Origin of the sequence: Pseudarthrobacter sp. NamE5, assembly GCF_005796225.1 — a bacterium.
GTDB lineage: Bacteria > Actinomycetota > Actinomycetes > Actinomycetales > Micrococcaceae > Arthrobacter.
In genome coordinates, this window is sequence record NZ_VAHO01000002.1 from 367,517 (window position 1) to 394,116 (window position 26,600).

The window sequence follows — 26,600 nt, forward strand, 5'->3', positions numbered from 1 at the left end:
CCTCCCGCCCTGGGGACGGACGAAAATACTACATCCCGTAGAATACTGGGGTGCGATCGCCCCAGTCCCCTGTCCTGTCCATTAACGGGCTCGTTAAGGACGTGGGTCCGCTGTCCAGTATGGACGGCAAGATGCTTCGGGTGGTAAGCGGCATCTCACTCATTGCCGAGCGCGGGCAGGTCACGGCCCTGCTGGGAGCAAACGGCGCTGGCAAAACCACCACCCTCGAATGCGCGCAGGGCCTGCAGAAAAGCAGCGGCGGCAGCATCTCCCTGCTCGGCCACGACCCCGCAACGGCAGGGGCTGGCTTGCGCTCCCGCGTCGGCGTGATGCTGCAGGACGGCGGGCTCCCGCCGTCGGCCCGGCCCCTTCCGCTGCTGCGGCACATCGCCGGCCTCTACGCCCGGCCCTGGAACGTGGACGAGCTGGCGGGGCGCCTTGGCATCGACACCTTCGGCAGGACCACCGTACGCAGGCTCTCCGGAGGCCAGAAGCAACGGCTCGCGCTGGCTGCGGCCCTGATCGGCAAACCCGAAGTCCTTTTCCTGGACGAGCCGAGCGCCGGCCTGGACCCCCAGTCCCGCCAGCTGGTCTTCGACCTGATCTCCGAGCTCCGTGACGACGGAATGGGGATCATCCTCACTACGCACCTCATGGATGACGCGCAGCGCCTGGCGGACTATGTCTACATCATCGACGGCGGCCGGAACGTTGCCGAGGGCACGGTGCCGGAACTGCTGCAGCGCGCCCCGGAGGTAGAAGCCGGGGCGGAGCACATCAGGACGCTGGTGTTCGAGGCACCGGCCGGGCTCGACCTTTCCAGGGTGCTCCCGGACGGCGTCGACGTCGCCGAAACCCGGGCCGGCAGTTACGAAGTCACAGGTCCACTGACGCCTGCCCACCTCGCAACCCTGGCGGCATGGTGGGAAGCCCACAACATCATGCCCGGCTCAATGAGCCTGCAGGCGCGTAGCCTTGAAGACGTCTTTCTGGATATTTCGGGAAAGGACATTCGATGACCCGGACACCTGCGGGCGCTGCCGCCGCTGCAGCATCCGGCCACGCCGGAACAGCCGGACAGCAGCCTGCCGCGCTGCTGAAGCGCGTACTGCTGCAGGGCAGGTACGAGGCCCTCGCAATGTTGCGCAACGGCGAGCAATTGATTCTTGCCGTTGTTCTACCCTTGCTTGCACTCGTCGGCCTGACAGTGACGCCGTTCCTGGATGGAATGGGAGCCAGCCGGATCAACGTGGCGGTGCCCGGCATCCTTGCCCTGTGCGCCATGTCGACGGCGTTCACCGGGCAGGGCATCGCCACCGGTTTCGATCGCCGCTACGGCGTGCTCCGCTTCCTTTCAACCACTCCCCTGGGCCGCGGCGGGCTTATCGCCGGCAAGGTGATCTCGGTCCTGGCTGTCCTCTGCATCCAGGTGGCAGTGGTCTCCGCTGTTGCGCTTGCCCTGGGCTGGCAGCCGACAGCGGCGGGCTGGCTTCCCGGCCTGGCCTTCCTGGTGCTGGGCGCAGCCGCCTTCACTGCCCTTGGGCTGCTGGTGGCCGGCACCGTCCGGCCGGAGGCCACGCTTGCCATCACTAACCTCCTGTGGATCCTCCTTGGCGCGCTCGGAGGCATCGTGATCCCCGCTGACAAGCTGCCCGCAGCTGCGCAGCCGGCAGTGGGCTTCCTGCCCTCGGGTGCGTTGGGCGGGTCCCTGCGCGAAGCATTCCTTAACGGTGCCGTCGATTTCGGCGCCGCCTTCATCCTGCTGCTCTGGGCCCTCCTGGCCGGAGCGGCAGCCATCCGTTGGTTCAAGTGGAATTGAGAGAATCGTGAGCACGGCGTCACGCCTTCCCCAGCTGGCCGGCCGCCTGGTTTCCAGGCTGCCTCGGACCGTGGACACCAGGATCCGGCGGCTCGCTGTCGCGTCCCTGATTGGCCAGACCGTGCTGGTGGTCACTGGCGGGGCCGTCCGCCTGACCTCGTCCGGCCTGGGCTGCCCCACGTGGCCGCGCTGCACCGACACGTCGCTGGTCAACACGCCGGAGATGGGAATCCACGGCTTCATCGAGTTCGGCAACAGGCTGCTTACCTTTGCCCTGGCCGCGGTGGCCGCCCTCATGCTGGTGTACCTGTGGAACCTCCGCAGGGAGCGCAGGGACCTCTTCCTTCTTGCGCTTGGGCTCCTGGCGAGCATCCCGGCCCAGGCCGTCATTGGCGGCATCACGGTCCTGACCAACCTCAACCCGTGGGTGGTGGGGCTGCACTTCCTGGTGTCCATGTCCCTGGTGGTGTTCGCCACGCTCCTCGTGAACCGGGCCTTCGGCAGGACAGGCCGGTTTATGGCTGTCCGGCACCCCGCCCTGCCGGGCGTCATGCGTCCGGTGACCGCCGCCGTCGCGCTTTTTTCTGTCCTTGCGGTGATGCTGGGTGTAGTGGTCACCGGTGCCGGTCCGCACGCCGGCGACGCGGACGCCCCCCGGAATGGCCTGGACTGGGACCTCTTCTCCCACATCCATGCAGTGCCTGCGTACCTCATAACGGCAGGAACGGCGGTGGCCTTGGCACTGGTGCTCCTGCGCCGTATTACCGGTCCCATCCGCACCGCCGTCCTGGGATTGCTCGGCGTGACGGTACTGCAGGCTGTCATCGGTTTCACCCAGTACTACAACGGCATTCCTGCCCTGCTGGTGGCTGCGCACATGCTTGGGGCCGCGCTGCTGATGGTAGCTGCAACCAATGCCTGGGACATCGCCCGGTCGAGCCCCACGGAGTAGTCCAGACCATGTGGGGCAGCCTGCACGCGGCCAGCCCACCCCAGTCCCTACAGCACAAAGCGCCCCGGTTCATCTGTGAATCGGAGCGCTTTGTGCTGCAGCAGCAGTTTCTGCTCAGCCTGCCGTCGCAGGAGCGGAAGCGCCAGAGCGTGCTGCGGCGTGTTCCGGATCCAGGAAGTCGATCCCCGAGGAATGCACCAGCACCACGCGCGCCGTGGCGATGTCATAGAAAAGGCCGGTTGCCTGGATGCTGCCCGAGGCAAGTGCCGGGCCCACCACCGGGTGGGCTTCCAGCTTGCCAAGCTGCACGGCGACGTTGACCATGCTGAGCTGGTCCACCCTGCAGAAGCCGGCGTCCGCTGCCGCCTGGGCCACCGGATGTCCGGCCAGCAGCTCGCGGTAGCTGGGCCGGGCGTGGTCCAGCCACGCGTCGAAGCCCGGCCCCAAGGCGCCATGGCCCTTGCCGTCCGCATCATCCAGGAGGACCTTCATGGCACCGCAGTTGGAGTGCCCGCAGATCACTATCGATTCCACCTCCAGTCCCTTCACGGCGAAGGAGAGGGCGGAGTCGATCGAGGCGTCCTGTCCGTCGTGGCACACCACGTTGCCTATGTTGCGTAAGGTCAGCATGTCGCCTGGGCCACTGCTGGTGATCAGGTTGGGATTAACGCGGGAATCCACGCACGCTACGAACAGGGCATCCGGATTTTGGCCGTTCGCCAGGTCGTGCACCAGCGGACGCACCTGCTCGGCGAAGCGCCGGTGGTACTTGTCGATGCCCAGCAGGACCGGCTGCAGCGGGGCCCCGTCCTTTTCTGCCTGGCCGCCTGCAGGTTCCGGCGCTTCCGCCGGGGGAAGCCAGGAGGTCCTGGGCGGTAGCGGAAGTTCCCGGGCCTCCTGCCGTTTCGGTGCCTGGTGGGCTGCAAGCCGGAAGAGGGTGTTTCCGTGTTCTTCGAGGCAGACCCTGCCGCCGGCCGCCTCATACTGGTGCTGCCAGGCCAGCAACGCTTCTCGGAAGGCATGGTCCAGGTAGTCGGCGTTCAGCTCCACCACCGTGCGCATGCCGTCCGGGACCGAGTGCAGAACGCGGTTAAGCCGGGGCAGGGCGAAGAAGCTGCAGGAGCCGGCGATGGTCACCCGCCAGGGGTCCGACGGCGAGACGGGCGGATGTGCCTGCATCGCCGCCCGCAACACGCGCCACAGCACGCTGGCCGCGGCCAGCGCCAGCCCGATCACCACGCCTTCGAGCAGGTTGAGGAACACCACGCAGAGCAGCGTGGCGGCGTAGATCAGCAGATCCCCGGTGCGCAGGCTCGTCCTGATGTCCGCGATCTTGATGAGCCTCGCTCCGATGACCACGAGGAGCCCTGCCAGGACGGACAGCGGAATGAGCTGGATCAGGCCCGCGAAGAGGGCGGAGAAGGCAAGGACCCAGATGCCGTGCAGGACAGCTGATGCCCTGGTGGCTGCCCCCGCCTCCACGTTGGTGGCGCTGCGGACAATGACGCCGGTTACGGGCAGCCCGCCCAGGGAACCGGAGACGATGTTGGCTGCCCCCTGCCCCACGAGCTCGCGGTTGAGGTTGGTGCGGGGGCCGTTCTGCATCTTGTCCACGGCGACGGCGGAAAGCAGGGATTCGATGCTGGCGATCAGTGCCATCGACAGCACGGCGAAGGCGGCCGCCTGCCAGTTTCCGTCAGGCAGTTGCGGCAGGGCAACGGCGTCGAAAATCGACCCGCTGAAGGAAATCCGCTCAACCGCCGGAGCAAATGCCACGGACAAGCCGGTGCCCGCGGCCACGGCGGCCAGCGGACCCGGGATCCGTCGCACAGCGGCAGGCAGGTGCTTCCAGCCGAGCAGGATGGCGACGACGGCAAGCCCCAACAAAGCGGCATGCAGTTCGACGTTGGTGATGGCCGCCGGAAGTGCAGCGATATTTTCAAGCGCGGAACCGGAAGGGCTGGCGCCCAGCAGGACCTGGAGCTGCTGCAGGATGATGGTGATGCCGATGCCGGCCAACATCGCCTTGACCACCACCGGCGAGACGGCCAAAGCTGCCCGCCCCACGCGGCTGATCCCGAGCAGGAGCTGGACGACGCCCGCCGCCGCGGTGATCAGGCAGGTCACCTGCCAGCCAAATTCATCCACCAGTCCTGCCACGATGACGGTCAGTCCGGCAGCGGGCCCGCTGACCTGGAGCGACGAACCGCCCAGGCTTCCTGCCACGATGCCGCCTACTGCAGCGGCGATCAGGCCGGCCATAATGGGGGCACCCGAAGCGGCAGCAATGCCCAGCGACAGGGGCAGCGCTACCAGGAAGACGACCAGTGAGGCGGGGACGTCCTGCCCCAAGTGTCGCAGGACCGCTGGGCGGCGGAATCTCAAGGAGCGTTCTTTAGGGCCCCGCTGCGGCGGCGGGCTGTGGCTGGGGAACTGTACGGTGGCTGGATCGTGTGCCTGGGCCATGGGTTTCCTTTTGCTTGCGGGCAGGATCGGTCCCAGAATAACGGGCTGGTCACGAGCAGTGACGGGTTAAGTGACTGATATGACACTATTTGTCATGTCCGCAGTCGTGAGAGGTGCCTGCGGACAGCAATAAGCCCCTCCCGGGCAGGCCGGGAGGGGCTGTTTAGAACGATCGGAAGCTAGCCCGGCATGATGGCTGATCCGACGAACGGGTCAACAGCCAAGGCAATGAACAGCAGTGTGAGGTAGCTGATGGAGCCGTGGAAGACCTTCATGGCCCGCTTGTCCGGAACATCCTCACGCTGCGCACGGTTGTACAGCGCGTGCGACTCATAGAGGAACCAGGCACCTGCAAGAACTGCGGTGACGGTGTAGACCCAACCCGCTCCGCCTGCGGGAACCATCAGCAGCGAGCACGCCACCATGGCCCACGCGTAGAGCACCACCTGAACGGAAACAACCTTGGCTCCTGCAATGGCACCGAGCATCGGAACCTTGGCGTTGCGGTAATCCTCGCCGTACCGCATGGACAACGGCCAGTAGTGCGGCGGCGTCCAGAGGAAGATCACCATGAACAGGATGATTGCCGGCCATTCCACCGAGTTGGTGACAGCGGCCCAGGCGATCAGGACGGGGAAGCAACCTGCCGCGCCGCCCCACACGATGTTCTGCGCAGTGCGCCGCTTCAGGATGATCGTGTAGATCACCACATAGAAGAAGATCGCGCCGAGTCCCAGCCAGGCAGACAGGGGGTTGGCCCCGAACCAAAGGATGGCAATGGCCGCTGCCCCCAAAAGCCAGGAGAAGACCAGCGCTTCGCGCGGCGTGACCTCGCCGGTAACAAGCGGACGGTTTTCGGTCCGATGCATCAGCTTGTCGATGTCGCGGTCAATGTAACAGTTGAAGGCTCCGGCACTGCCGGCCGCGAACGCGCCGCCAATCAGCGTGGCCAGGATGAGCCCGATCGAGGGAAAGCCGCGCTCCGCATAGATCATGGTGGGCAGCGTGCTGACCAGAAGCAGTTCGATGACGCGTGGCTTGGTGAGGGCGAGATACGCCTTTGCCTTACGGGCAAACCCGGGCCGTGGTGCCCGGGATGCTTTCAGCGGCATATCTGTTGTGCTCACGGTGGCAGTCATCCGTTCTGTCGGCAGTTGTGTCTGGCTGTCCAGCTGTGTCAATACGGCTCCGTCCCAACCGGGCGCCGGCGAAGCAGTGATCCACGCAACAGCCGGGAGTTCCGGGTGGCTATGAGGACTCCGCACCCGGCGCTGGCCTCCGAATATCATACCGCGCCCAACCCCTCCCACCTTCCGCCGTTTTGGTGCTCATGATCGCTCGCGCGCCGATTCGAGCAGATTAACTCAGCCTCACTTCAGACCCGTTCACAAAAGCGGAAATTGCGTCCACAACGTGAGATTTGCGCCGCCCGAAACATGGAATAGAGCTAAGCTGTCACCAGATCAGCACGCAGCAAGAACGCATTGGAAAACGCATTCCAGTTGGCTCGTGGCTGAGTGACAAAGATCAACGTTTCGATGGTGAACGGCTGGTACACACCGCAGCGGGCGCCACACAGCGTGCCTTTACACGGACCCGGTGTGCCGCCTGCCATCAGCACAGAGAGGGGCCCGGTTTTCGTGCCACATTTGGAAGAGCAAGAACTGTCCTGGACCAGCCTTGACCAGCGCGCGGTGGACACCATCCGCGTCCTGGCAGCGGATGCTGTGGAGAAGGTGGGCAACGGGCACCCGGGAACGGCGATGAGCCTGGCCCCGGCCGCGTACCTTCTGTTCCAGAAGCTGATGCGCCATGACCCCCGTGATCCTGAGTGGCTGGGCCGTGACCGGTTCGTCCTCTCCCCCGGGCACACGTCGCTGACCCTTTACATCCAGCTGTTCCTCGCGGGCTACGGCCTGGAGCTGAAGGACCTGGAGGCGCTGCGCACGTGGGGCTCGCTGACTCCGGGCCACCCGGAGTACAAGCACACCGCCGGCGTCGAGATCACCACCGGCCCCCTCGGCCAGGGCCTGGCCTCCTCGGTGGGCTTTGCGTATTCGCAGCGCCGCATGCGCGGCCTGTTCGACGCCGATGCTGCCGCCGGTGAGAGCCCGTTCGACCACACCATCTGGGTCATCGCGTCCGACGGCGACCTCCAGGAAGGTGTCACGGCCGAAGCTTCGTCGCTGGCCGGCCACCAGGAGCTGGGCAACCTTGTTGTTGTCTACGATGAGAACCACATCTCCATCGAGGACGACACCGACATTGCCTTCACCGAGGATGTCCTTAAGCGCTACGAGGCGTACGGCTGGCACGTCCAGCGCGTGGACTGGACCAAGACCGGTGAATACAAGGAAGACGTCCAGGAGCTGTACTCGGCCCTGCTCGCGGCCAAGGCCGAGACGTCCAAGCCCTCCATCGTCTCGCTGCGCACCATCATCGGCTACCCGGCCCCGAAGAAGCAGAACACCGGCAAGATCCACGGTTCCGCCCTCGGTGCCGAGGAAGTGGCAGCACTGAAGGAAGTTCTGGGCTTCGATCCGGCCAAGTCCTTCGAGGTGGACCAGGAAGTCCTGGCCCACGCCCGCTCCGTGGTGGACCGCGGCGCTGCCGCCCGGAAGGAATGGGAAGAGGCCTTCAACGCCTGGCAGGCCGCTAACCCCGAAGGCGCGGCCCTGCTGCAGCGCATCGAGGCCAAGGAACTGCCCGAGGGCGTCGAGGCTGCCCTTCCGGTGTTCCCCGCCGGCAAGGACGTCTCCACCCGCGCCGCCTCCGGCAAGGTCCTGAACGCCCTCGGCCCGGTCCTTCCCGAACTGTGGGGCGGTTCCGCTGACCTCGCAGAATCGAACAACACCACGATCGAAGGATCGCCGTCGTTTGTTCCGGCCTCCAAGCAGACCGATGCCTGGTCCGGCAACCCGTACGGCCGGGTGCTGCACTTCGGCATCCGCGAGCACGCCGCCGCGTCGATCGTGAACGGCATCGCCCTGCACGGCCGGACCCGGGCCTTCTCCGGTACGTTCCTGATCTTCTCCGACTACCAGCGCCCGGCCATCCGCCTTGGCGCGCTGATGGGTGTTCCGTCCCTGTACGTGTGGACGCACGACTCCATCGGCCTGGGCGAGGACGGCCCCACCCACCAGCCGGTGGAACAGCTCGCCTCGCTGCGCGCCATCGTTGGCCTGGACGTGGTTCGTCCCGGTGACGCCAACGAAGTCGCGGCGGCCTGGAAGACCATGCTGGAAAACCACGCCAACCCGGCCGGTATCGTCCTGACCCGCCAGAACATCCCCACCTGGGAGCGCGGCAACGGCGAAGCCAGCGGCGACACGTTCGCCTCCACCGCCGGTGTGGCCAAGGGCGGCTACGTGCTGGCCGAGGCCTCCAAGGACGGCGCGACCGTCCCGGCCGACATCATCCTGATCGCCACCGGCTCCGAGGTCCAGCTGGCCGTGAAGGCCCGCGAAACCCTGCAGGCCGAAGGCATCGCCGCCCGCGTCGTCTCCATGCCCTGCGTCGAATGGTTCAACAAGCAGGACGCCGCATACCGCGAGTCCGTCCTGCCCGCCGCCGTCAAGGCACGTGTGTCGGTAGAGGCCGGACTGGCCCTGGGCTGGAGGGAATTCGTCGGCGATGCCGGCCGCTCCGTCAGCCTCGAGCACTACGGCGCTTCCGCTGACTACAAGCGCCTCTTCCAGGAGTTCGGCATCACCGCAGAAGCAGTAGCAGCGGCCGCCAAGGACTCCCTCGCAGGCCTCCAGGCCTAACCACCAAAATTTCCCAGGAGATAAAAACAATGACTACTCCCACCCAGCAGCTCTCCGACGCCGGAGTTTCCATCTGGCTTGATGACCTTTCCCGCGGACGCCTGGAAACTGGCACCCTGGCCAAGCTCATCGAAGAGAAGAACGTGGTCGGTGTGACCACCAACCCGTCGATCTTCCACGCCGCTATCACCGCCGGCACGGACTACGACGCCACCATCGCGAAGCAGGCCGCCGCTGGTGCCAGCATCGAGGACACCATCTTCGAGATCACCACCACCGACGTCGCCGACGCCTGCGACCTGTTCGCCCCCGTGGCAGCAGCCACCAACGGCGTGGACGGGCGTGTGTCCATCGAGGTGGACCCGCGCCTGGCCTGGGACACCGCCGGCACCATCGCCGAAGCCAAGCACCTGTACAAGCGGGTCAACAAGGACAACGTCCTGATCAAGATCCCGGCGACCCTCGAGGGCCTTGAGGCGATAACAGCAACCCTGGCAGAGGGCATCAGCGTCAACGTGACCCTGATCTTTTCCCTCCAGCGCTACCGCGCGGTCATCAACGCCTTCCAGTCCGGACTGGAGCAGGCCAAGGAAAACGGCCACGACCTCTCGAAGATCCACTCCGTGGCCTCCTTCTTCGTCTCCCGCGTGGACTCCGAGATCGACAAGCGCCTGACCGCGATCGGCACCGACGAGGCCCTCGCCCTCAAGGGCAAGGCCGGCCTGGCCAACGCCCGCCTGGCCTACCAGGTGTACGAAGAGCTCTTCGCCACCGAACGCTGGGCATTGCTGGCCGAGTCCGGCGCACTCCCCCAGCGCCCCCTGTGGGCCTCCACCGGCGTGAAGGACCCCGCCTACCCGGACACCCTCTACGTCACCGAGCTCGTCGCCCGCGGCGTGGTCAACACCATGCCCGAGAAGACGCTGGACGCCACCTTCGACCACGGCGTGGTCACCGGTGACACCATCACCGGCACCTACACCGAAGCCAACAGCACCCTGGACGCCCTGGAAAAGCTGGGCGTCTCCTACAACGAGGTCGTCGCACTCCTCGAAACCGAAGGCCTGGACAAGTTCGTGGCCAGCTGGAAGGAGCTGCTGGGCGACGTCGAAGGTGCCCTTGCCGCCGCACGGAAGGCTTCCTAACCAACCATGAGCACACTCAGCTACGACGCCACAGGAGCCGCACAGCAGGCCCTGGAACAGCACCTCCCCTCACTGGTGGAGGACCGCATTGCCACCCGGATCTTCGCCAAGGACCACACCCTGTGGGGTTCCGATGCCGCGGCCGAGTCCGCCATCCGCCTCGGCTGGGTGGAAGCTGCCACGGTCTCCCAGCCCCTGGTCAAGGACATCCTGGAACTCCGCGACGCCCTGAGGGCTGAAGGCGTTACCCGTATCGTCCTGTGCGGCATGGGCGGATCCTCGCTGGCTCCGGAGGTTATTGCAGGTACCGCCGGCGTCGAGCTGACTGTGCTGGACAGCACGGACCCTGACCAGGTCCGTGCTGCCCTGGCGGACCGGCTTGCGGAGACCGCCATTGTTGTCTCGTCCAAGTCCGGCTCCACCGTGGAAACGGACTCCCAGCGGAGGGTCTTCGAAAAGGCATTCGCTGACGCCGGCATCGATGCCGCAAGCCGGATCATCATTGTCACCGATCCGGGCTCCCCGCTGGACAAAGCCTCCCGCGATTCCGGATACCGCGCCGTCTTCAACGCCGATCCTAACGTCGGCGGCCGCTTCTCGGCCCTGACCGCCTTCGGCCTGGTGCCTTCCGGCCTGGCGGGCGTGGACATCCAGGCTTTCCTCGACGAGGCCGAGGAAGCAGCGGAAATCCTTAACGATGACGCACCCGAGAACATCGGGCTTGCACTGGGAACCGCACTGGGCGGAACAAATCCCCTGCGCAACAAGATCATCATTGCCGAGGACGGCTCGGGGATCGTCGGCTTTGCCGACTGGGCCGAGCAGCTCATCGCCGAGTCCACCGGCAAGCTGGGAACCGGTGTTCTGCCGGTGGTCGCCGGTCCGGCCGCCCCGGAAGTCACGTCCGGAGCCCCGGACGTCCTGGTGGTGCGCCTGGTTGCCGCGGACGCCGACGTCGAGCTCGGTGAAAACGAGGTTGCGGTCGCCGGCGGACTGCCCACCCAGATGATGGTATGGGAATTCGCCACTGCCGTGGCCGGACGCCTGCTGGGGATCAACCCCTTTGACCAGCCCGACGTAGAGGCCGCAAAGGTGGCCGCCCGCGGACTTCTGGACGCCCGGCCCGAGCCCACCCCGGCGGCGTTCGTCGATGGAGCCATTGAGGTCCGCGGCGGCGACTGGCTGGGCGAAGCCGCCACCGCCGAAGAGGCTATCCGTGCCCTGCTGGGGACCCTCCTGCCGGACAGCTACCTCAGCGTCCAGGCCTACTTCGACCGGCTTGCCTTTGCGCAGCTCGAAAGCGTCCGTGACGAGCTGGCAGCTGTCACCGGTCGTCCGGTGACGTTCGGCTGGGGCCCCCGCTTCCTGCACTCCACTGGCCAGTTCCACAAGGGCGGGCCCGCGATTGGTGTGTTCCTGCAGGTCACTGCCGACGCGGCGGAAGACCTTGCCATCCCGGACCGTCCCTTCACCTTTGGGCAGCTGATCGCCGCACAGGCTGCCGGCGACGCGCAGGTCCTGAGCGAGCACGGCCGGCCCGTGCTGCGCCTGCACCTGACCGACCGGGCCGCCGGTGTGGCACAGTTGCAGGACATCATCGCTGCCCTGTCCGCCAGGTCAGCCACCGTTACCGAAAGCTAGGGCACAGAGCACCATGCCAGAAACTGAATACGGCAGGTCTGCCGGGACGCGTTCCGGCCAACGCCGGAATCCGCTCCGGGACCCGCGTGACCGCCGCCTGAACCGGATTGCCGGCCCGTCGTCGCTGGTGCTCTTCGGAGTCACCGGCGACCTCGCCCGGAAGAAACTCATGCCGGCCGTGTACGATCTCGCCAACCGCGGCCTCCTGCCGCCCAGCTTTGCCTTGGTGGGCTTCGGGCGCCGGCCGTGGAGTGATGAAGACTTTGCCGCGCAGGTGAAATCGTCGGTGCAGTCGTACGCGCGGACGCCCTTTGATGAGGCTGTCTGGAACCAGCTGTCCGAGGGCATCCGTTTTGTCCAGGGAGAGTTCGACGACGACGGCGCCTTTGAGCGGCTCGGCGAAACCATTAAGGAACTCGACGACGTCCGGGGCACCCGGGGGAACCACGCGTTCTACCTGTCCATTCCGCCCAAGGCGTTTGAGCAGGTCTGCCGGCAGCTGTCCAAGCACGGCCTGGCGCAGGCCGAGGGTGAGAAGTGGCGCCGCGTGGTGATCGAAAAGCCGTTCGGGCACGACCTCGAGTCCGCCCGGAAGCTGAACGACATTGTGGAGTCGGTGTTTCCGCAGGATGCGGTGTTCCGCATCGACCACTACCTGGGCAAGGAAACGGTCCAGAACATCCTGGCACTGCGGTTCGCGAACCAGCTGTTTGAGCCGCTATGGAACGCGAACTACGTGGACCACGTCCAGATCACCATGGCCGAGGACATCGGCACCGGCGGCCGGGCGGGGTATTACGACGGCGTGGGCGCGGCCCGCGACGTGATCCAGAACCATCTGCTTCAGTTGCTGGCGCTGACGGCGATGGAGGAGCCAATCTCCTTCAATGCCGACCACCTGCGTGCGGAGAAGGAAAAGGTCCTCGCCGCCGTCAAGCTTCCGGAGGACTTGTCCACGCATTCGGCGCGGGGCCAGTTCACTGGCGGCTGGCAGGGCGGGGAACAGGTCCAGGGCTACCTGGAGGAAGAAGGCATCCCGGCTGATTCCACGACGGAAACCTTCGCCGCGATCCGGGTGGACATCCACACCCGCCGCTGGTCCGGTGTGCCGTTCTACCTGCGCGCCGGCAAGCGGCTGGGCCGCCGCGTCACCGAGATCGCGGTGGTGTTCAAGCGTGCACCAAACCTGCTGTTCCGTGACCACGCCGAGGATGACTTCGGCCAGAACGCGGTAGTAATCCGCGTCCAGCCCGATGAGGGCGTGACTATAAGGTTCGGCTCGAAGGTTCCGGGCACGCAGATGGAAGTCCGGGACGTGACCATGGACTTCGGGTACGGCCATTCCTTCACCGAATCCAGCCCGGAGGCCTACGAGCGGCTGATCCTGGACGTGCTCCTGGGCGAGCCGCCGCTGTTCCCGCGGCATGAGGAGGTGGAGCTGTCCTGGAAGATCCTTGACCCGTTCGAGGAGTACTGGGCCACCCTGAACGAACAGCCCGAGCCCTACGCCCCGGGCTCCTGGGGACCTGCCTCTGCCGACGAGCTGCTGGCCCGCGACGGACGAACCTGGAGAAGGCCATGATTGTGGATTTGCCGGACACCACCACCTCGAGCGTTTCAAAAAAACTGATGGCTCTGCGCGAGCAGGGCGGCGTCATCGCCCTGGGCCGGGTTCTTACCCTCGTGGTGGTCACCAAGTCCGGGCTTGAGGAAGAAGCTATCGAGGCGGCCAACGATGCCAGCCGGGAGCACCCCTGCCGGATCATTGTCCTCGCCGACGCGGGAGCAGACGCCGAGGACCGGCTGGACGCCCAGATCCGGGTGGGCGGTGACGCGGGTGCGTCCGAGGTGATCGTGCTGCGCGGTTACGGCCAGCTTTCGCATGAAAGCGAGTCGCTGGTCGCTGCCCTGCTGCTCCCGGACGCCCCGATCGTGGCTTGGTGGCCGCACGGCGCCCCGCAAAACGCCTGCGAAACCTCCATCGGCCGCATCGCGCACCGCCGCATCACCGATTCGGCGAACGAACCGGATCCGCAGGCGGCGCTGGAGAATATCCACAAAACCTACCGGGCCGGCGACACGGACCTGGCGTGGACACGCCTCACGAACTGGCGGATTCAACTCGCCGCCGCTTTGGACGAGGTTGACCCCTCACCGGTCACCGCCGTCGCCGTCGAGGGTGCCTCGGATTCGCCGAGCACCATTCTCCTGGCGGCTTGGCTCACCCTCGCGCTCGAAGCACCCGTGACCATCGTGGCCGACCCCGCCGGAACGGGCATTCGCCGCGTCCGGCTCACACGGCCCGGCGGGGACGTCCAGCTCTTCCGCCCGGGACTTTCCGTGGCCGAACTGACCCAGCCGGGTCAGCCTGCCCAGCGCATCTCGCTGCCACGCCGCAGCCTCCGGGACTGCCTGGCCGAGGAACTGCGCCGCCTTGACCCGGACGAAGTCTTCGGTGAAGTGATTACTATGGGACTGCCACGAACCAATCTAAGGAGCGTCCGACCCAGTGAGCGTTGAGCCAAGAGTAAGCATCCATCCTGATTCGTCCGTGTTGATGGCGGCCATCGCGGCCCGCCTGATTACCAAGCTTGTGGATGTCCAGGACAAGCATGGTGAAGCCACCGTGGTCCTGACGGGCGGTACGGTGGGCATTGGCACGCTCAAGGCTGTTGTTGACTCTCCGGCGGCACCCGCCGTCGACTGGTCAAAGGTGAACTTCTGGTGGGGAGATGAAAGGTTCGTTCCGTCCGACGATCCGGACCGGAACACGAAGCAGGCCTTCGATGCACTGCTGTCGCATATTCCGGTTGACCCCGAGCGGGTGCACATCCCCGGGTCGGCGGACGACTTCGGCAGCCCTGAGGAAGCCGCGGAGGACTATGCCCGCCGGTTTCGGGAGGCTGCTGCAGCCGAACATGCCGCCGACATGTCCGACGACCGGCCGGATGAGCCTGCTGCGCTCCCCCGGCTCGATGTTGTCCTGCTGGGGGTTGGACCGGACGCGCATGTTGCATCGCTGTTCCCTGAGCAGGCCGGGATCCGTGAAAAGCAGCTGACGGTGGTGGGAGTCCGAAACTCCCCCAAGCCGCCTCCGCTGCGGGTATCCCTCACCCTGCCCGCCATCAACACTGCCTCGGAGGTGTGGATGGTTGTGGCGGGAGAGGACAAGGCCGGCGCTGTGGGACTGGCCCTCGCCGGCGCCAACCCGGTGCAGGTACCGGCTGCGGGGCCGCGGGGAACATCGCGGACGCTGTGGCTCATTGACGAAAATGCTGCTTCACGTGTCCCGCATCAGCTCGTCCGGAAGGACGCCGCGGGCGCGTAGCTTTGCCAGCGCTCCGGCCAGCACGTCTTCGGCGTCCTGGCTGGAGCGCCGTTCTTTAACATACTCAAGGTGGCTCTTGAAACCTTCGTCCATGACGTCCGCCGCAGCTGCCTGCCCGTCCCGGGAGGCCGGGGCGCCACACCGCCGGCAATCCCAGACGAGCGGAATCTGGTCCTCGGGGAGCTTGAGGAACACCGGCCTGGTTTCATGGCCATTGGCGCACCAGTACGAGACCTGAATGCGCGGCACGGCCTGTCCGTGGTCCTCTGACTCGAAGCTGAAACCCGTTCCTTCCGTGACTCCCGCGCGGGTGCCGCGGAAGCCGGATGCCGGATGAATCATCGGGACTCCTGCCTGGTTAAACAGAACTGTGGCTGTCGGGAACCGACAGCCACAGTTTAGTTGGCAGACCTGCCCGCCGGGAGTGTCACCGCGGCAGTTTCTGTTATCAGGGGTGACCGGCTTAGGAATCTCCACCGGCAGTAAACCGCATGATCAGCCCGAGCGCGATGATCACGATGCCCCAGGTGACGCCGAGGATCACAGTAAACCGGTTGAGGTTGCGTTCGGCCACGCCCGAGGAGCTTAGGCCGGAGCTCATGCCGCCGCCGAACATGTCGGACAGACCGCCGCCCCGTCCCTTGTGAAGGAGGATGAGCAGTGTCAGCAGGAGGCTGGTGATGCCCAGGAGGATCTGCAGAATGACATGAAGAACGTCCACGACGGCCTTTCAGAAAGTTGGATTTGCGGGAGTGTGCGCAGTGGGACGGACTAGTCCGCCACCAGGTGACTCTCGAACCTGACAATATTAGCAAACTCGGCCGCGTCGAGACTTGCGCCACCCACCAGCAGGCCGTCCACGTCGCGTTCCTTGAGGATGGCGGCGGCGTTGTTGGCCTTGACCGAACCGCCGTAGAGCAGGCGGGTCTTCCCAGCCGCTTCCGGGCCGAACAGGGAGTCGAGCTCTGCGCGGATGTCGGCGCACATCTCCTGGGCGTCCTCCGGCCCGGCAACTTCGCCGGTACCAATGGCCCAGACCGGCTCGTAGGCTACCACGAGCTCCGCCGCCTGGTCCGGGGTAAGGCCAGCGACACCGGCGCGCAGCTGCTCCAATGTGTGGTTGACGTGCGTGCCGGCCTGGCGGATTTCCAGTCCTTCGCCAACGCATAGTACGGGAACGAGGCCGTGCTTGAAGGCTGCCTTGACCTTGGCATTGAGGACGTCGTCGGACTCGTTGTGGATGGTGCGGCGTTCGCTGTGGCCCACCAGGACGTATTTGCAGCCCAGCTTGCTCAGGAACTGGCCCGAGATGTCCCCGGTATATGCTCCGGAATCGAACTGGGACAGGTCCTGCCCGCCGTAGGCAATGTCCAGGTCGTCACCCTGCACCAGGGTCTGCACACCGCGGAGGTCGGTGAACGGCGGGAAGACTGCCACTTCAACCCGGCTGTAGTCGTGCTTGGCATCCGAAAGGGTCCAGGCAAGCTTCTGCAGGAGGGTGATGCCCTGCACGTGGTCCATGTTCATTTTCCAGTTGCCGGCGATGAAGGGTTTGCGGTCGAAAGCGCCGTTCGTTGAAGTAGTCACATATTCTCCAAAAGAGGTTCTGATAAGTGTTGGGCCGGCAGGCTGCGGACGCAGCCTGCCGGCCCCGGGGACTGGACACAAGTCCGGTACGGCTACCGGACACTGTTCCTAGCGGTCGAGGACGCTGAGCCCCGGAAGTTCCTTGCCTTCAAGGTATTCCAGGCTGGCACCGCCGCCGGTGGAAATGTGTCCGAACTGGTCGTCAGCGAAGCCGAGCGTGCGAACGGCGGCAGCGGAATCCCCGCCGCCCACGACGGTGAACGCGTCCGTTTCGGTGAGGGCCTGGGCAATGGCGCGGGTGCCGGCGGAGAAGGCTTCGAATTCGAAGACCCCCATCGGACCGTTCCAGAAGACCGTTTTGGCACCCTTGATCCTGTCAGCGAAGGCGGCTGCGGATTCCGGCCCGATGTCCAGGCCGATCCCCTTGGCGCCGAAGCTGCTGCCCTCGATGGCGTCGGCCGCAACGGTCTCGTGGGCGGCGTCGGCGGCGAACTTCTCAGCCACCACCACGTCCGTGGGGATGACGAATTCCGTGCCGGCGTCCGCAGCGCGCTTGAGGTAGTCCTGGACCACGGGGATCTGGTCCTCCTCGAGCAGGCTGGAGGCTACTTTATGCCCCGCTGCTGCGAGGAACGTAAACAGCATGCCGCCGCCCACCAGGATGGTGTCAGCCTTGCCCATCAGGTTCTCAATGACCGCCAGCTTGTCCGAGACCTTGGATCCGCCCAGCACCACCACATAAGGACGCTGCGTGTCCGTGGTGAGCTTGCGGAGCACTTCCACCTCGGTGTGCACCAGGTCGCCCTGGTAGGACGGCAGCCGGGTAGCGACGTCGTAAACGCTGGCGTGCTTGCGGTGGACGGCGCCGAAGGCGTCATCCACGTAGGCGCCGTTGCCGCCGGTAAGTGCCACGAGCTCGTCAGCAAAGGCGCCGCGCTCGGCGTCGTCCTTGCTGGTTTCGCGGGCATCGAAGCGGACGTTTTCCAGCACGAGCACTTCACCGTCCTGGAGTGCGGCTGCGGCTTCCTTGGCTGCGCTGCCCACGGTATCCCCGGCCAGGGAGACCTTGAAGCCCGCCAGTTCGGCCAGGCGGTCCACCGCGGGCCGGAGGGAGTACTTGTCCTCGGGGGCGCCCTTGGGGCGTCCGAGATGGGCTGTTACCAGCACGCGGGCACCGGCGTCCGTGAGCTTTGACAGCACTGGAAGGGAGGCCTTGATGCGGCCGTCGTCAGTGACTGTAGAGCCGTCGAGCGGCACATTCAGGTCACTTCGAACCAGAATGTACCGCCCGCGGACACCTTCAGCGATCAGTTCGTTGAGGGTGTGAGATGTCATGTGTCTAACCCTAGCCCAGCTTGGATGCCACGAGCTCCGTGAGGTCGACGAGACGGTTGGAGTAGCCCCACTCGTTGTCATACCAGGAAACAACCTTGACCTGGTTCCCGATGACCTTGGTGAGGCCGGCGTCGAAGATGGAGGATGCGGGGTCACCCACGATGTCGGAGGAAACGATGGGTTCCTCCGTGTAGGTCAGGAAGCCCTGCAGCTCCTCGGACTCGGCTGCACGCTTGAGGGCGGCGTTGACTTCCTCCACGGTGGTCTCGCGGGAGACGGTGACGGTGAGGTCGGTGGCGGAACCGGTGGGGACGGGAACGCGGATGGCGTAGCCGTCCAGCTTGCCCTTGAGCTCGGGCAGGACCAGGCCAATGGCCTTTGCTGCGCCGGTGGACGTGGGGACCATGTTGACGGCTGCGGCGCGGGCGCGGCGCAGGTCCTTGTGCGGGCCGTCCTGCAGGTTCTGGTCTGCGGTGTAGGCGTGGACGGTGGTCATGAGGCCGCGCTCGATGCCGAATTCATCGTTGACCACCTTGGCCAGCGGGCCCAGGCAGTTGGTGGTGCAGGATGCGTTCGAAATGATGTTGTGGGTGGCGTTGTCGTAGAGGTCGTGGTTAACACCCATCACGATGGTGATGTCCTCATCCGATGCCGGGGCGGAGATCAGGACCTTCTTGGCGCCGGCGTCAATGTGCTTCTGCGCATCGGCGGCCTTGGTGAAGAAGCCGGTGGACTCGATGACGATGTCAACGCCCAGTTCGCCCCAGGGAAGGTTGGCGGGGTCACGCTCCGCCAGGACCTTGATGACGTTGCCGTTGACGACGATGTTGCCGTCCTTGACCTCGATGGTTTCCTTCAGGCGGCCGCCGACGGAGTCGTACTTGAACAGGTGAGCCAGGGCCTCCGGGCTGGTGAGGTCGTTGACTGCAACGATCTCCAGGTCCGCGCCTTGTGCAAGCGCTGCGCGGAAGTAGTTGCGGCCGATACGGCCAAAGCCGTTGATACCAATACGGGTCGTCACTTTTTCAGTCTCCTTGGTGCTTTGTGAAGCACAACTAGTTGAGCGGGCGTTCAAGCCAACTAACAGATCCCGCACGCCATTGGGCAGAGATGATTTACAGACGGAGGGCGACCAGCCTCATTGCTGAAGGCTAACCGCCTTCCGTGACCTATCTTACGTTTAACTTGGTCCGCCCCCGCAAGTGCGGGGGCGGACCGTCCACATCGCGACCGGTTTAAGTCCGAATGTGAAGTTTGTTACAGGGGACTATAACGGGGCGCACTACGGGAGGGTGATGAGTCCCGTGGCGTTGGTGCGTGCCGCCTCGAACCGCTGGGCGACGTCGGCCCAGTTCACAATGTTCCAGAAGGCCTTGACGTAGTCCGCCTTCACGTTGACGTAGTCCAGGTAGAAGGCGTGCTCCCACATGTCGAGCATCAGCAGCGGGGTGGTGCCCAGCGCTGTATTGCCCTGCTGGTCGTACAGCTGCTCGATGACCAGGTTGCCGCCGATGGGCTCGTAGGCCAGGAAGCCCCAGCCCGAGCCCTGCAGGCCGAGTGCGGCTGCCGAGAACTGGGCGCGGAAGGCATCGAAGGAGCCGAAGGCGTCATCGATGGCGGCAGCCAGCTCACCTTCGGGCTTGTCGCCGCCGTCCGGGGAGAGGTTGTTCCAAAATACGGAGTGGTTGACGTGCCCGCCGGTGTGGAAGGCGAGGTCCTTGGAGAGCCGGTTGATGTTGGCGAAGTCGCCCTTCTCCCGGGCTTCAGCCATCTGGGCCAGGGCGTTGTTGGCGCCGGCAACGTAGGTGGCGTGGTGCTTGCTGTGGTGCAGCTCCATGATCCGCGCTGAGATGTGCGGTTCGAGGGCGGCGTAGTCGTACTTGAGTTCGGGCAATACGTACTCAGTCACAAAATCCTCCAATATCGTGGACACGCGGTCCGGTTGGTGACTCTCGGATTGTGCATCCGGACGGCAGGCGCCCGGAATCTTTTTGATTCTATGGGCCTGTTACTCGTCCAGCATTTCGGGCGTCACATTGGCGTCAGTTCCCGGGATGCCCAGGTCCAGCGCCCGCTTGTCGGCCATGGCCAGCAGCCGGCGGATCCTTCCGGCGATCGCGTCCTTTGTCATCACCGGATCGGCAAGGCGGCCCAGTTCGTCCAGGCTTGCCTGTTTATGCGCCACGCGCAGCTCCCCCGCGTACTTCAGGTGGTCGGGGACGTCGTCGCCGAGGATCTCCAGGGCACGTTCCACCCGCGCGCCCGCCGCGACCGCCGCCTGGGCTGAGCGGCGCAGATTGGCGTCGTCGAAGTTGGCAAGCCGGTTGGCGGTGGCGCGGACTTCCTTGCGCATCCGGCGTTCCTCCCACACCATCAGCGCGTCGTGGGCGCCCATGCGGGTGAGCAGGGCGGCGATGGTGTCGCCGTCGCGGATGACCACGCGGTCCACTCCCCTGACCTCGCGTGCCTTCGCCTGGATATCCAGCCTGCGCGCCGCCCCCACCAGGGCCAGCGCCGATTCCGGCCCTGGGCAGGTGACCTCAAGGGACGATGAACGGCCGGGTTCAGTCAGCGAACCATGTGCCAGGAAGGCGCCGCGCCACACCGCCTCAGCGTCCGCCGCTGAACCGTTTACGACGGCGGACGGCAGCCCCCGCACGGGACGTCCCCGGCCGTCGAGGAGACCTGTCTGGCGGGCGAGGGCCTCGCCGTCGCGCACCACCCTGACGACGTAGCGGCTGGCGCGCCGCAGTCCCCCGGCGGAGACCACGATGATCTCGCTTTGGTGCCCATAGACTTCCGCGATGGCGGCACGGAGGCGGCGGGCGGTGGAGGCCAGGTCCACTTCGGCCTCGATGACGATCCGGCCGGAGATGATGTGCAGCCCGCCGGCAAAGCGCAGCATGGCTGACACTTCCGCCTTCCGCACTGATGACTTCTTGATATCCAGACGGGAAAGTTCTTCCTTGACTGATGCTGTCAGTGCCATGGCACCTTCCTAACTGTTCCCGAAAATGTCGTGGTACGCCGTGGCCAGACGCAGCGGGTCATGGACGGGACGGCGCCCCGACGCCCCTACTTTACCCAAGACCACCTCGGCGCCGATCATTGCGGCGGCCTTCTCGAACTCGTGCAGGTCGGGAACTGATGCGGGGTCCGCAAGGACTACGTCCACCGTGAACTCGGGGGCGTAGCGCCGCAGGACATGGAGGTGGTCCGCGGCCGTCATCCCAGAGGTTTCCTTGGTGTCCGTGGCCAGGTTCATGGTGAGGCAGCGCTTCGCCGGGGTGTGGCAGAGGGCCTGGCGCATCTCCGGCAGCAGCAGGTGCGGCAGCACCGAGGTGTACCACGAGCCCGGGCCCAGGATGACCCAGTCGGCCAGCTCAATCGCCGTGAGGGCCTCGACGCACGCCGGTGCCGCTTCCGGAAGGAGGCGGACCTGCTCCAGTTTGCCGGCCACGGCACAGCGTGCCTGCCCCCGGATGGTCTGCAGTTCGGAACTGCCGTCGGGGGCGGTCACCCGGACGTCGCCTTCGATCGTCAACGGTTCGGTGGACATGGGCAAAACCTGGCCGCGGGCACCCAGCAGCGCCCCGGCCCACCGGAGCCCGGCGACGGCGTCGCCGAGCAGCTCCCACAGGGTGACGATCAGCAGGTTGCCGGTGGCATGGTCGTCCAGCGAGCCGCCCGGACCTTTCCCGGGGCGGAAACGGTGCTGCATGACGTCGCGCCAGGTACGTCCCCAGTCGGTGTCGTCACACAGGGCGGAGAGGGCCATCCGCAGGTCCCCCGGCGGGAGGACGCCGTACTCGTCGCGCAGGCGCCCGGACGAGCCGCCGTCGTCTGCCACCGTCACGATGGCGGTGAGCTCGGAGGTAAGCAGGCGCAGCGCCGAAAGGGACGCGGACAGGCCGTGCCCGCCGCCCAGTGCCACCACGTTCCGCCCTTTATCCTGCTGGTTGGCCGCCGCGCCGGCAGGAGGAACCAGCGGCAGCGCCCCGGTGAACAGCGACATTATTCGCGGCCCAGGTCCCGGTGCGTGGTGGTCACCGTCACCCTGGGATACTGGGCCAGCTTCTTGGAGAGTTCGACGGCGACAGCCACCGAGCGGTGCTTCCCGCCCGTGCAGCCCACGGCGATGGTGGCGTAGTGCTTGTTCTCCCGGCGGTAGCCGTCCAGGACGGGCTCCAGCGCCATGACATAGCGGTCAACGAAGTTCTTGACGCCCTCGGCCTCCAGGACGTATTCGCTGACGTCCTTGTCCAGCCCGGTGTGCGGGCGAAGCTGCGGCACCCAGTGCGGGTTGGGGATGAAGCGGACATCCGCGACGTAGTTGGCGTCCACGGGCAGGCCGTACTTGAAGCCGAAGCTCATGATGTTCAGCCGCAGGGCCACGGGCCCTGTTTCGCTGAAAAGTTCGGTAATGGCGGTGGCGAGGCCGTGGACGTTGTAGCCGGAGGTGTCCAGGACGACGTCGGAGCTGTCGCGCAGTTCCTGGAGCAGCTCGCGTTCGGCAGCAATTCCGTCGAGGATGCGGCCGCCGCCCTGAAGCGGGTGCGGCCGCCGTCCCTGTTCAAAGCGCCGGACCAGGACATCGTCGCCGGCGTCGAGGAAAAGCACGCGGAAAGTGACGCCACTGGCCGCCAGGGCTCCCAGAGCCGCGCGGATGTCCGCGAACAGGCCCTTGCTGCGCACGTCAATCACCACGGCCAGCCGGGGAATGGACTGTGGGGCGTGGGATACCAGTTCTGCCAGGGTACCCAGCATCTGGGGCGGCAGGTTCTCCACGACGTACCAACCGTGGTCCTCAAGCGCGTCCGCGGCTGTGCTCCGGCCCGCTCCCGACATTCCCGTGACCACCAGCAGTTCCGCTTCGAGCGGCTTGACGGGCTGCATGCCGTCCTGCCCTGCTCCGGATTCCGCCGTTGTGTCTGCCATCAGGTCCGCCCCGTTTCTGTTGTTGTCCCGCAGGCCGCCGCATCAGCGGAACCCCGTCCTTTACCCTAGCCAAGTTTGGCGGGCCACCGTTAAGTTTCGATGATTTCTCCGGTGGTCATGTTGATGGCGGGAACCGCAGCGGCTTCCGGCCCTTCGGGGGCGAAGTGGTGCACGATGGCGCTGGCGAGGGCAGGCCCGATGCCCTTCGCTTCGGAGAGTTCCTGCACGGATGCCGCCTTGACGCTCTTGACGGAGCCAAAATGGGCCAGGAGCGCCTTGCGCTTTGAAGCACCTAGGCCTGGCACCCCGTCAAGGGCGGAAACCGTCATGGCCTTCCCCCGCTTCTGCCGATGGAAGGAGATGGCGAACCGATGGGCCTCGTCTCGAATCCGTTGCAGGAGGTACAGGCCCTGGGATGTCCTGGGAAGGATTACCGGGAAGTCGCTGTCCGGCAGCCACACTTCCTCCAGGCGCTTGGCCAGTCCCACCACGTATACGTCGTCGATGCCCAGGTCCGCAAGGGCTCGGGCGGCAGCGTTGACCTGGGGCTTGCCGCCGTCCACCACCACCAAGTTGGGCGGGTAGGCGAACTTGGCCCGCGGCGCCGGTGTAGTGGTGTCCAGCAGGTTGCTTTCCTGGTCCTGGTCGTGTTGCTGTTCCTGTCCGGCCGCTTCACCGGTAAGGGCAGTTTCGTCCACCTGCGCGGACTTGTCCTGCAGGTAGTGGCGGAAACGGCGGGTCAGGACGTCATGCATGGCAGCGGTGTCGTCCGCCGCTGCGGGGCCCGTTACTGAAAACTTCCGGTAGTCCGACTTCTTGGGGAGGCCGTCCTCCACCACCACCATCGAGGCAACCACATTGGTGCCCTGGACGTGCGAAACGTCGAAGCATTCGATGCGCAGCAGCGGCACCGGCAGGTCCAGCGCGTCCTGGAGCTCCTGCAGCGCCTGCGACCTGACCGTTAGGTCCCCCGCGCGCCGGGTCTTGTGCAGCTTCAGGGCGTGCTCGGCATTCTCCCTCACGGTGGACATCAGGGCTGCCTTGTCGCCCCGCTGCGGCACCCGTACATCGACTTTCGCGCCACGGATCCCGCTAAGCCATTGGGTCAGTTCAGCCAGGTTGCTGGGAGCCACGGGGACCAGCACCTCGCGGGGCAGGCGGCCGTGGCTGTCCCCGTCCTCGCCGTACACCTGCTGCAGGAGATGCTCCACCAGGTCCGGGGTGGTGAAATCCTCCACCTTCTCCACCACCCAGCCGCGTTGCCCCCGGATGCGCCCGCCGCGGACGTGGAACACCTGCACGGCGGCTTCCAGTTCGTCTTCGTGCAGGGCAAAGACGTCGGCATCCGTGTCCTCGGCGAGCACCACGGCGTTTCGCTCAAACACTTTCCGCATGGCTGTGATGTCGTCGCGGAGCCGCGCCGCGCGCTCGTAGTCCAGTTCCGCCACGGCTTCGGCCATCTGCTTTTCCAGCCTGGAAATGAAACGCTTGGCCTCGCCGCCCATGAAGGCGCAGAAATCATCGGCGAGGGCGCGGTGGTCCTCCGGGGAAATCCGGCCGACACAGGGTGCGGAGCACTTGTCGATGTAGCCCAGGAGGCAGGGCCGGCCACTGGCTTCAGCCCGCTTGAAGACACCCGCGCTGCAGCTGCGCACCGGAAAAACGCGCAGCAGCGTGTCCATGGTTTCTCGGATGGCACCGGCGGTGTACGGTCCGAAATAGCGGGTGCCCTTTTTCTTGTCCCCGCGCATCACCTGGACCCGGGGATATTTTTCGCCCACGGTCACGGCCAGGTAGGGGTAGGTCTTGTCGTCGCGGAACACCACATTAAAGCGCGGCTTGAATTCCTTGATCCACGTGTATTCCAGCTGCAGCGACTCAAGCTCGCTGTTCACCACGGTCCACTCGACGCTGCTGGCCGCATGGACCATGGCGTAGGTCTTGGGCAGCAATCCGGCCGGGTTGGCGAAGTAGGAGTTCAGGCGCGAGCGGAGGCTTTTGGCCTTGCCCACGTAGATGACCCGGCCGTGCTGGTCGCGGAACCGGTAGACGCCAGGGTTGGTGGGAATCTCACCGGTCCGGGGCCTGTAACTTGCTGGATTTGCCACCTATACAGTCTACTGAGCGCACCGGGCTCTCTTGGCCGCGCCTGGCAACCGAAGCCGGCATTGCAAGCTGGGGCAGCGGCAGGGTGCTGCCTACTCCGTGGCTTTACTCTGGTTGTAGCTGGTGGAACGCTGCTGGCCGCTCAACCCGGCTATCGCGTCCATGATCCGGTCCGTTACTTCACGCCGCGCGGGCAGGGAATGGTCCGGTCCGGTTTTGTCGAAATACAGAGGCTCCCCTACCTTCATGGTGAAGTGCTGGGGCTTGACGCCCTTCTCGCCGGCGCGCTGAAGGTTTTCGGTGCCGATCAGGCCCACCGGGATCACGGGGGCTCCGGTGGTGAGTGCCAGCCAGCCCACGCCCGTCCGGCCCCGGTAGAGGATACCGTCCCGCGACCGCGTCCCCTCCGGGTAGATGCCGATGCCCTTGCCCGATTCAAGGATGTCCAGCAGCGTTTTCAGTGCCTGCACGCTGGCGGCCTGCTCGCCGCGTTCCACCGGAATGGACCCCACTGATTCAAAGAAAGCCTTCATGGCTTTGCCCTTGACGCCGCCGGTGGTGAAGTATTCGGCCTTCGCGAAGAAGGCTACGGGGCGGGGCATCAGCGCCTGGACAATAACGCTGTCAAAGAATGACAGGTGGTTGGGGGCAACGATGAACGGACCGTCGGCCGGAACGTTTTCAAGGCCGACGACGGTGGGCCGGCACGTGCTGGCGATCAGGCTTCGGGTGGTCCAGCGGACGGCTTCAAACATTGCCATCGTTGGTCACCTCGCCCATGGCCGCCGCGTGGACGTCCTGCATTCGTCCGATCAGCCCTGCCAGGGCTTCCGCAGTGTCCACAACTGCAACCGCCCCAGCTTCCTCCAGTTCGCCGTCGGGCGCAAAACCCCAGGCGACGCCGATGCAATCCAGGCCGTTGGCGATGGCACCTGAGACGTCCTGCGCCCGGTCCCCCACCATCACGGCATGCTGCGTGTCCAAGTCCTTCAGTGTCGCGGCGATGATCCCGGTCTTCCCCAACGGAACCCCCTCCACGGCGCTTTCGTCGTCGGCTGAGCCGTGGATGCCGTGGAACAACCCGTCGATCCCATGGTGTTCCAGGACGGTGCGCGCAAGCCCCTGCGGCTTCTGGGTGGCCACGGCCAAGGGGCGCCCGGCAGCCGCGAAGGATCCGAGGACTTCACGGACACCGGGGTAAATCCTGCTCTGGGCGATACCGGTGGACACATAGTGCTCCCGGTACAGGCGGATGACGTCGTCCAACAGGTCCGCCGGCACCTTTGCCACGTTGAGCAGGGAATCGCTGAGCTTCGGGCCGATCATGGCGTGCAGCAGGTCCTGATCGGGAACCGGCAGGCCAAAGGCGCGCAGGGCATGGGAGATTCCGTCTGTTATTCCACCGGCGGGATCGACAAGAGTGCCGTCCAGGTCAAAGATCACGGGCACTGTTGTTTGAGTCACCGGGTTAGTTTCTCACGACAGCACTCATGCCTGAAACTCGTATACGGGCAGC

General features: G+C 65.6%; 23 protein-coding genes. 9 read left to right on the forward strand and 14 right to left on the reverse strand.

Features of this window, described 5'->3' with window-relative positions; all coding sequences use genetic code 11:
• Positions 1 to 50 precede the first annotated feature (50 nt).
• From FDW84_RS04980 to FDW84_RS04990, 3 genes are read left to right on the forward strand one after another with little or no spacing between them, the layout of a single operon-like run.
• Positions 51 to 1,019: an ABC transporter ATP-binding protein gene (locus tag FDW84_RS04980; protein WP_138607122.1), complete on the forward strand. Its 969-nt coding sequence runs from the start codon at positions 51 to 53 to the stop codon at positions 1,017 to 1,019.
• Positions 1,016 to 1,819 (forward strand): ABC transporter permease, encoded by an 804-nt coding sequence (locus FDW84_RS04985; protein WP_138607124.1) that lies wholly within the window; start codon positions 1,016 to 1,018, stop codon positions 1,817 to 1,819. The genes FDW84_RS04980 and FDW84_RS04985 overlap by 4 nt, the downstream gene beginning before the upstream one ends.
• Before the next feature lie 7 nt (positions 1,820 to 1,826).
• Entirely contained in the window at positions 1,827 to 2,771 is a 945-nt protein-coding gene (locus FDW84_RS04990) for a COX15/CtaA family protein (RefSeq protein ID WP_138607126.1), read from the forward strand.
• A 114-nt stretch (positions 2,772 to 2,885) separates the two neighbouring features.
• On the opposite strand, the gene FDW84_RS04995 is transcribed toward FDW84_RS04990, so the two are convergent.
• Both FDW84_RS04995 and FDW84_RS05000 read right to left on the reverse strand, forming a co-directional pair.
• The gene (locus tag FDW84_RS04995; RefSeq protein WP_138607128.1) at positions 2,886 to 5,237 is read right to left on the reverse strand and encodes a SulP family inorganic anion transporter; all 2,352 of its coding nucleotides are present in this window, start codon (positions 5,235 to 5,237) and stop codon (positions 2,886 to 2,888) included.
• A 179-nt stretch (positions 5,238 to 5,416) separates the two neighbouring features.
• The gene (locus tag FDW84_RS05000; protein WP_138607241.1) at positions 5,417 to 6,376 is read right to left on the reverse strand and encodes a heme o synthase; all 960 of its coding nucleotides are present in this window, start codon (positions 6,374 to 6,376) and stop codon (positions 5,417 to 5,419) included.
• Positions 6,377 to 6,886: 510 nt separating this feature from the next.
• Between FDW84_RS05000 and tkt the strand changes: the two genes are divergently transcribed.
• Genes tkt through pgl form a run of 6 tightly spaced genes read left to right on the forward strand, consistent with a single transcriptional unit; the run spans position 6,887 to position 15,118 of the window.
• Positions 6,887 to 9,004, forward strand: a complete 2,118-nt coding sequence (tkt, locus tag FDW84_RS05005; protein WP_138607243.1) for a transketolase — start codon at positions 6,887 to 6,889, stop codon at positions 9,002 to 9,004.
• A 29-nt stretch (positions 9,005 to 9,033) separates the two neighbouring features.
• The gene (gene tal, locus FDW84_RS05010; protein ID WP_138607130.1) at positions 9,034 to 10,149 is read left to right on the forward strand and encodes a transaldolase; all 1,116 of its coding nucleotides are present in this window, start codon (positions 9,034 to 9,036) and stop codon (positions 10,147 to 10,149) included.
• Positions 10,150 to 10,155: 6 nt separating this feature from the next.
• Positions 10,156 to 11,790 carry a glucose-6-phosphate isomerase gene (locus tag FDW84_RS05015; protein ID WP_138607132.1) on the forward strand — a complete coding sequence of 545 codons (1,635 nt, stop codon included), beginning with the start codon at positions 10,156 to 10,158 and terminating at the stop codon, positions 11,788 to 11,790.
• A gap of 13 nt (positions 11,791 to 11,803) precedes the next feature.
• Positions 11,804 to 13,372 carry a glucose-6-phosphate dehydrogenase gene (zwf, locus tag FDW84_RS05020; protein ID WP_138607134.1) on the forward strand — a complete coding sequence of 523 codons (1,569 nt, stop codon included), beginning with the start codon at positions 11,804 to 11,806 and terminating at the stop codon, positions 13,370 to 13,372.
• Positions 13,369 to 14,310 (forward strand): glucose-6-phosphate dehydrogenase assembly protein OpcA, encoded by a 942-nt coding sequence (locus tag FDW84_RS05025; protein ID WP_138134071.1) that lies wholly within the window; start codon positions 13,369 to 13,371, stop codon positions 14,308 to 14,310. Before zwf ends, FDW84_RS05025 begins: the two co-directional genes overlap by 4 nt.
• Entirely contained in the window at positions 14,300 to 15,118 is an 819-nt protein-coding gene (gene pgl, locus FDW84_RS05030; RefSeq protein WP_138607135.1) for a 6-phosphogluconolactonase, read from the forward strand. The genes FDW84_RS05025 and pgl overlap by 11 nt, the downstream gene beginning before the upstream one ends.
• Here pgl and FDW84_RS05035 read toward each other — a convergent pair.
• The 12 genes from FDW84_RS05035 to FDW84_RS05090 all read right to left on the reverse strand — a co-directional run bounded on the left by FDW84_RS05035 (position 15,071) and on the right by FDW84_RS05090 (position 26,548).
• Entirely contained in the window at positions 15,071 to 15,460 is a 390-nt protein-coding gene (locus FDW84_RS05035; RefSeq protein ID WP_138607136.1) for an RNA polymerase-binding protein RbpA, read from the reverse strand. The two genes, pgl and FDW84_RS05035, sit on opposite strands and share 48 nt — an antisense overlap.
• A gap of 121 nt (positions 15,461 to 15,581) precedes the next feature.
• Positions 15,582 to 15,839, reverse strand: coding sequence for a preprotein translocase subunit SecG (gene secG, locus FDW84_RS05040; protein WP_138607137.1), 258 nt, complete (start codon positions 15,837 to 15,839; stop codon positions 15,582 to 15,584).
• 50 nt (positions 15,840 to 15,889) lie between these two features.
• A complete protein-coding gene (gene tpiA / locus FDW84_RS05045; protein ID WP_138607138.1) occupies positions 15,890 to 16,705 on the reverse strand; it encodes a triose-phosphate isomerase in 816 nt (271 codons plus the stop codon).
• A 108-nt stretch (positions 16,706 to 16,813) separates the two neighbouring features.
• Positions 16,814 to 18,040 carry a phosphoglycerate kinase gene (gene pgk, locus FDW84_RS05050; protein WP_138607139.1) on the reverse strand — a complete coding sequence of 409 codons (1,227 nt, stop codon included), beginning with the start codon at positions 18,038 to 18,040 and terminating at the stop codon, positions 16,814 to 16,816.
• A 10-nt stretch (positions 18,041 to 18,050) separates the two neighbouring features.
• Positions 18,051 to 19,061, reverse strand: a complete 1,011-nt coding sequence (gene gap, locus FDW84_RS05055; protein WP_138134065.1) for a type I glyceraldehyde-3-phosphate dehydrogenase — start codon at positions 19,059 to 19,061, stop codon at positions 18,051 to 18,053.
• Positions 19,062 to 19,322: 261 nt separating this feature from the next.
• Positions 19,323 to 19,949: a superoxide dismutase gene (locus FDW84_RS05060; RefSeq protein ID WP_138607141.1), complete on the reverse strand. Its 627-nt coding sequence runs from the start codon at positions 19,947 to 19,949 to the stop codon at positions 19,323 to 19,325.
• 99 nt (positions 19,950 to 20,048) lie between these two features.
• Positions 20,049 to 21,029: a DNA-binding protein WhiA gene (whiA, locus tag FDW84_RS05065; protein WP_043454785.1), complete on the reverse strand. Its 981-nt coding sequence runs from the start codon at positions 21,027 to 21,029 to the stop codon at positions 20,049 to 20,051.
• Positions 21,030 to 21,038: 9 nt separating this feature from the next.
• Positions 21,039 to 22,055, reverse strand: a complete 1,017-nt coding sequence (gene yvcK, locus FDW84_RS05070; RefSeq protein ID WP_138607143.1) for a gluconeogenesis factor YvcK family protein — start codon at positions 22,053 to 22,055, stop codon at positions 21,039 to 21,041.
• Positions 22,055 to 22,978, reverse strand: a complete 924-nt coding sequence (gene rapZ, locus FDW84_RS05075) for an RNase adapter RapZ (protein ID WP_138607146.1) — start codon at positions 22,976 to 22,978, stop codon at positions 22,055 to 22,057. The genes yvcK and rapZ overlap by 1 nt, the downstream gene beginning before the upstream one ends.
• An 89-nt stretch (positions 22,979 to 23,067) precedes the next feature.
• Positions 23,068 to 25,086, reverse strand: coding sequence for an excinuclease ABC subunit UvrC (gene uvrC / locus FDW84_RS05080; RefSeq protein WP_138607148.1), 2,019 nt, complete (start codon positions 25,084 to 25,086; stop codon positions 23,068 to 23,070).
• Between the two features lie 90 nt (positions 25,087 to 25,176).
• Positions 25,177 to 25,845: a lysophospholipid acyltransferase family protein gene (locus FDW84_RS05085; protein ID WP_138607150.1), complete on the reverse strand. Its 669-nt coding sequence runs from the start codon at positions 25,843 to 25,845 to the stop codon at positions 25,177 to 25,179.
• Positions 25,832 to 26,548 (reverse strand): HAD hydrolase-like protein, encoded by a 717-nt coding sequence (locus FDW84_RS05090; RefSeq protein ID WP_138607152.1) that lies wholly within the window; start codon positions 26,546 to 26,548, stop codon positions 25,832 to 25,834. Before FDW84_RS05090 ends, FDW84_RS05085 begins: the two co-directional genes overlap by 14 nt.
• Between the last annotated feature and the right edge of the window lie 52 nt (positions 26,549 to 26,600).

Excerpts from the sequence above, each read along its gene's own strand:
- whiA (WP_043454785.1), bottom strand. The coding sequence starts at position 21,029 with ATGGCACTGACAGCATCAGTCAAGGAAGAACTTTCCCGTCTGGATATC.
- FDW84_RS04985 (WP_138607124.1), top strand. The coding sequence starts at position 1,016 with ATGACCCGGACACCTGCGGGCGCTGCCGCCGCTGCAGCATCCGGCCAC.
- pgk (WP_138607139.1), bottom strand. The coding sequence starts at position 18,040 with ATGACATCTCACACCCTCAACGAACTGATCGCTGAAGGTGTCCGCGGG.
- yvcK (WP_138607143.1), bottom strand. The coding sequence starts at position 22,055 with ATGTCGCTGTTCACCGGGGCGCTGCCGCTGGTTCCTCCTGCCGGCGCG.
- FDW84_RS05025 (WP_138134071.1), top strand. The coding sequence starts at position 13,369 with ATGATTGTGGATTTGCCGGACACCACCACCTCGAGCGTTTCAAAAAAA.
- zwf (WP_138607134.1), top strand. The coding sequence starts at position 11,804 with ATGCCAGAAACTGAATACGGCAGGTCTGCCGGGACGCGTTCCGGCCAA.
- FDW84_RS05035 (WP_138607136.1), bottom strand. The coding sequence starts at position 15,460 with ATGATTCATCCGGCATCCGGCTTCCGCGGCACCCGCGCGGGAGTCACG.
- FDW84_RS04995 (WP_138607128.1), bottom strand. The coding sequence starts at position 5,237 with ATGGCCCAGGCACACGATCCAGCCACCGTACAGTTCCCCAGCCACAGC.
- FDW84_RS05000 (WP_138607241.1), bottom strand. The coding sequence starts at position 6,376 with ATGACTGCCACCGTGAGCACAACAGATATGCCGCTGAAAGCATCCCGG.
- FDW84_RS05085 (WP_138607150.1), bottom strand. The coding sequence starts at position 25,845 with ATGGCAATGTTTGAAGCCGTCCGCTGGACCACCCGAAGCCTGATCGCC.
- FDW84_RS05015 (WP_138607132.1), top strand. The coding sequence starts at position 10,156 with ATGAGCACACTCAGCTACGACGCCACAGGAGCCGCACAGCAGGCCCTG.
- rapZ (WP_138607146.1), bottom strand. The coding sequence starts at position 22,978 with ATGGCAGACACAACGGCGGAATCCGGAGCAGGGCAGGACGGCATGCAG.
- tal (WP_138607130.1), top strand. The coding sequence starts at position 9,034 with ATGACTACTCCCACCCAGCAGCTCTCCGACGCCGGAGTTTCCATCTGG.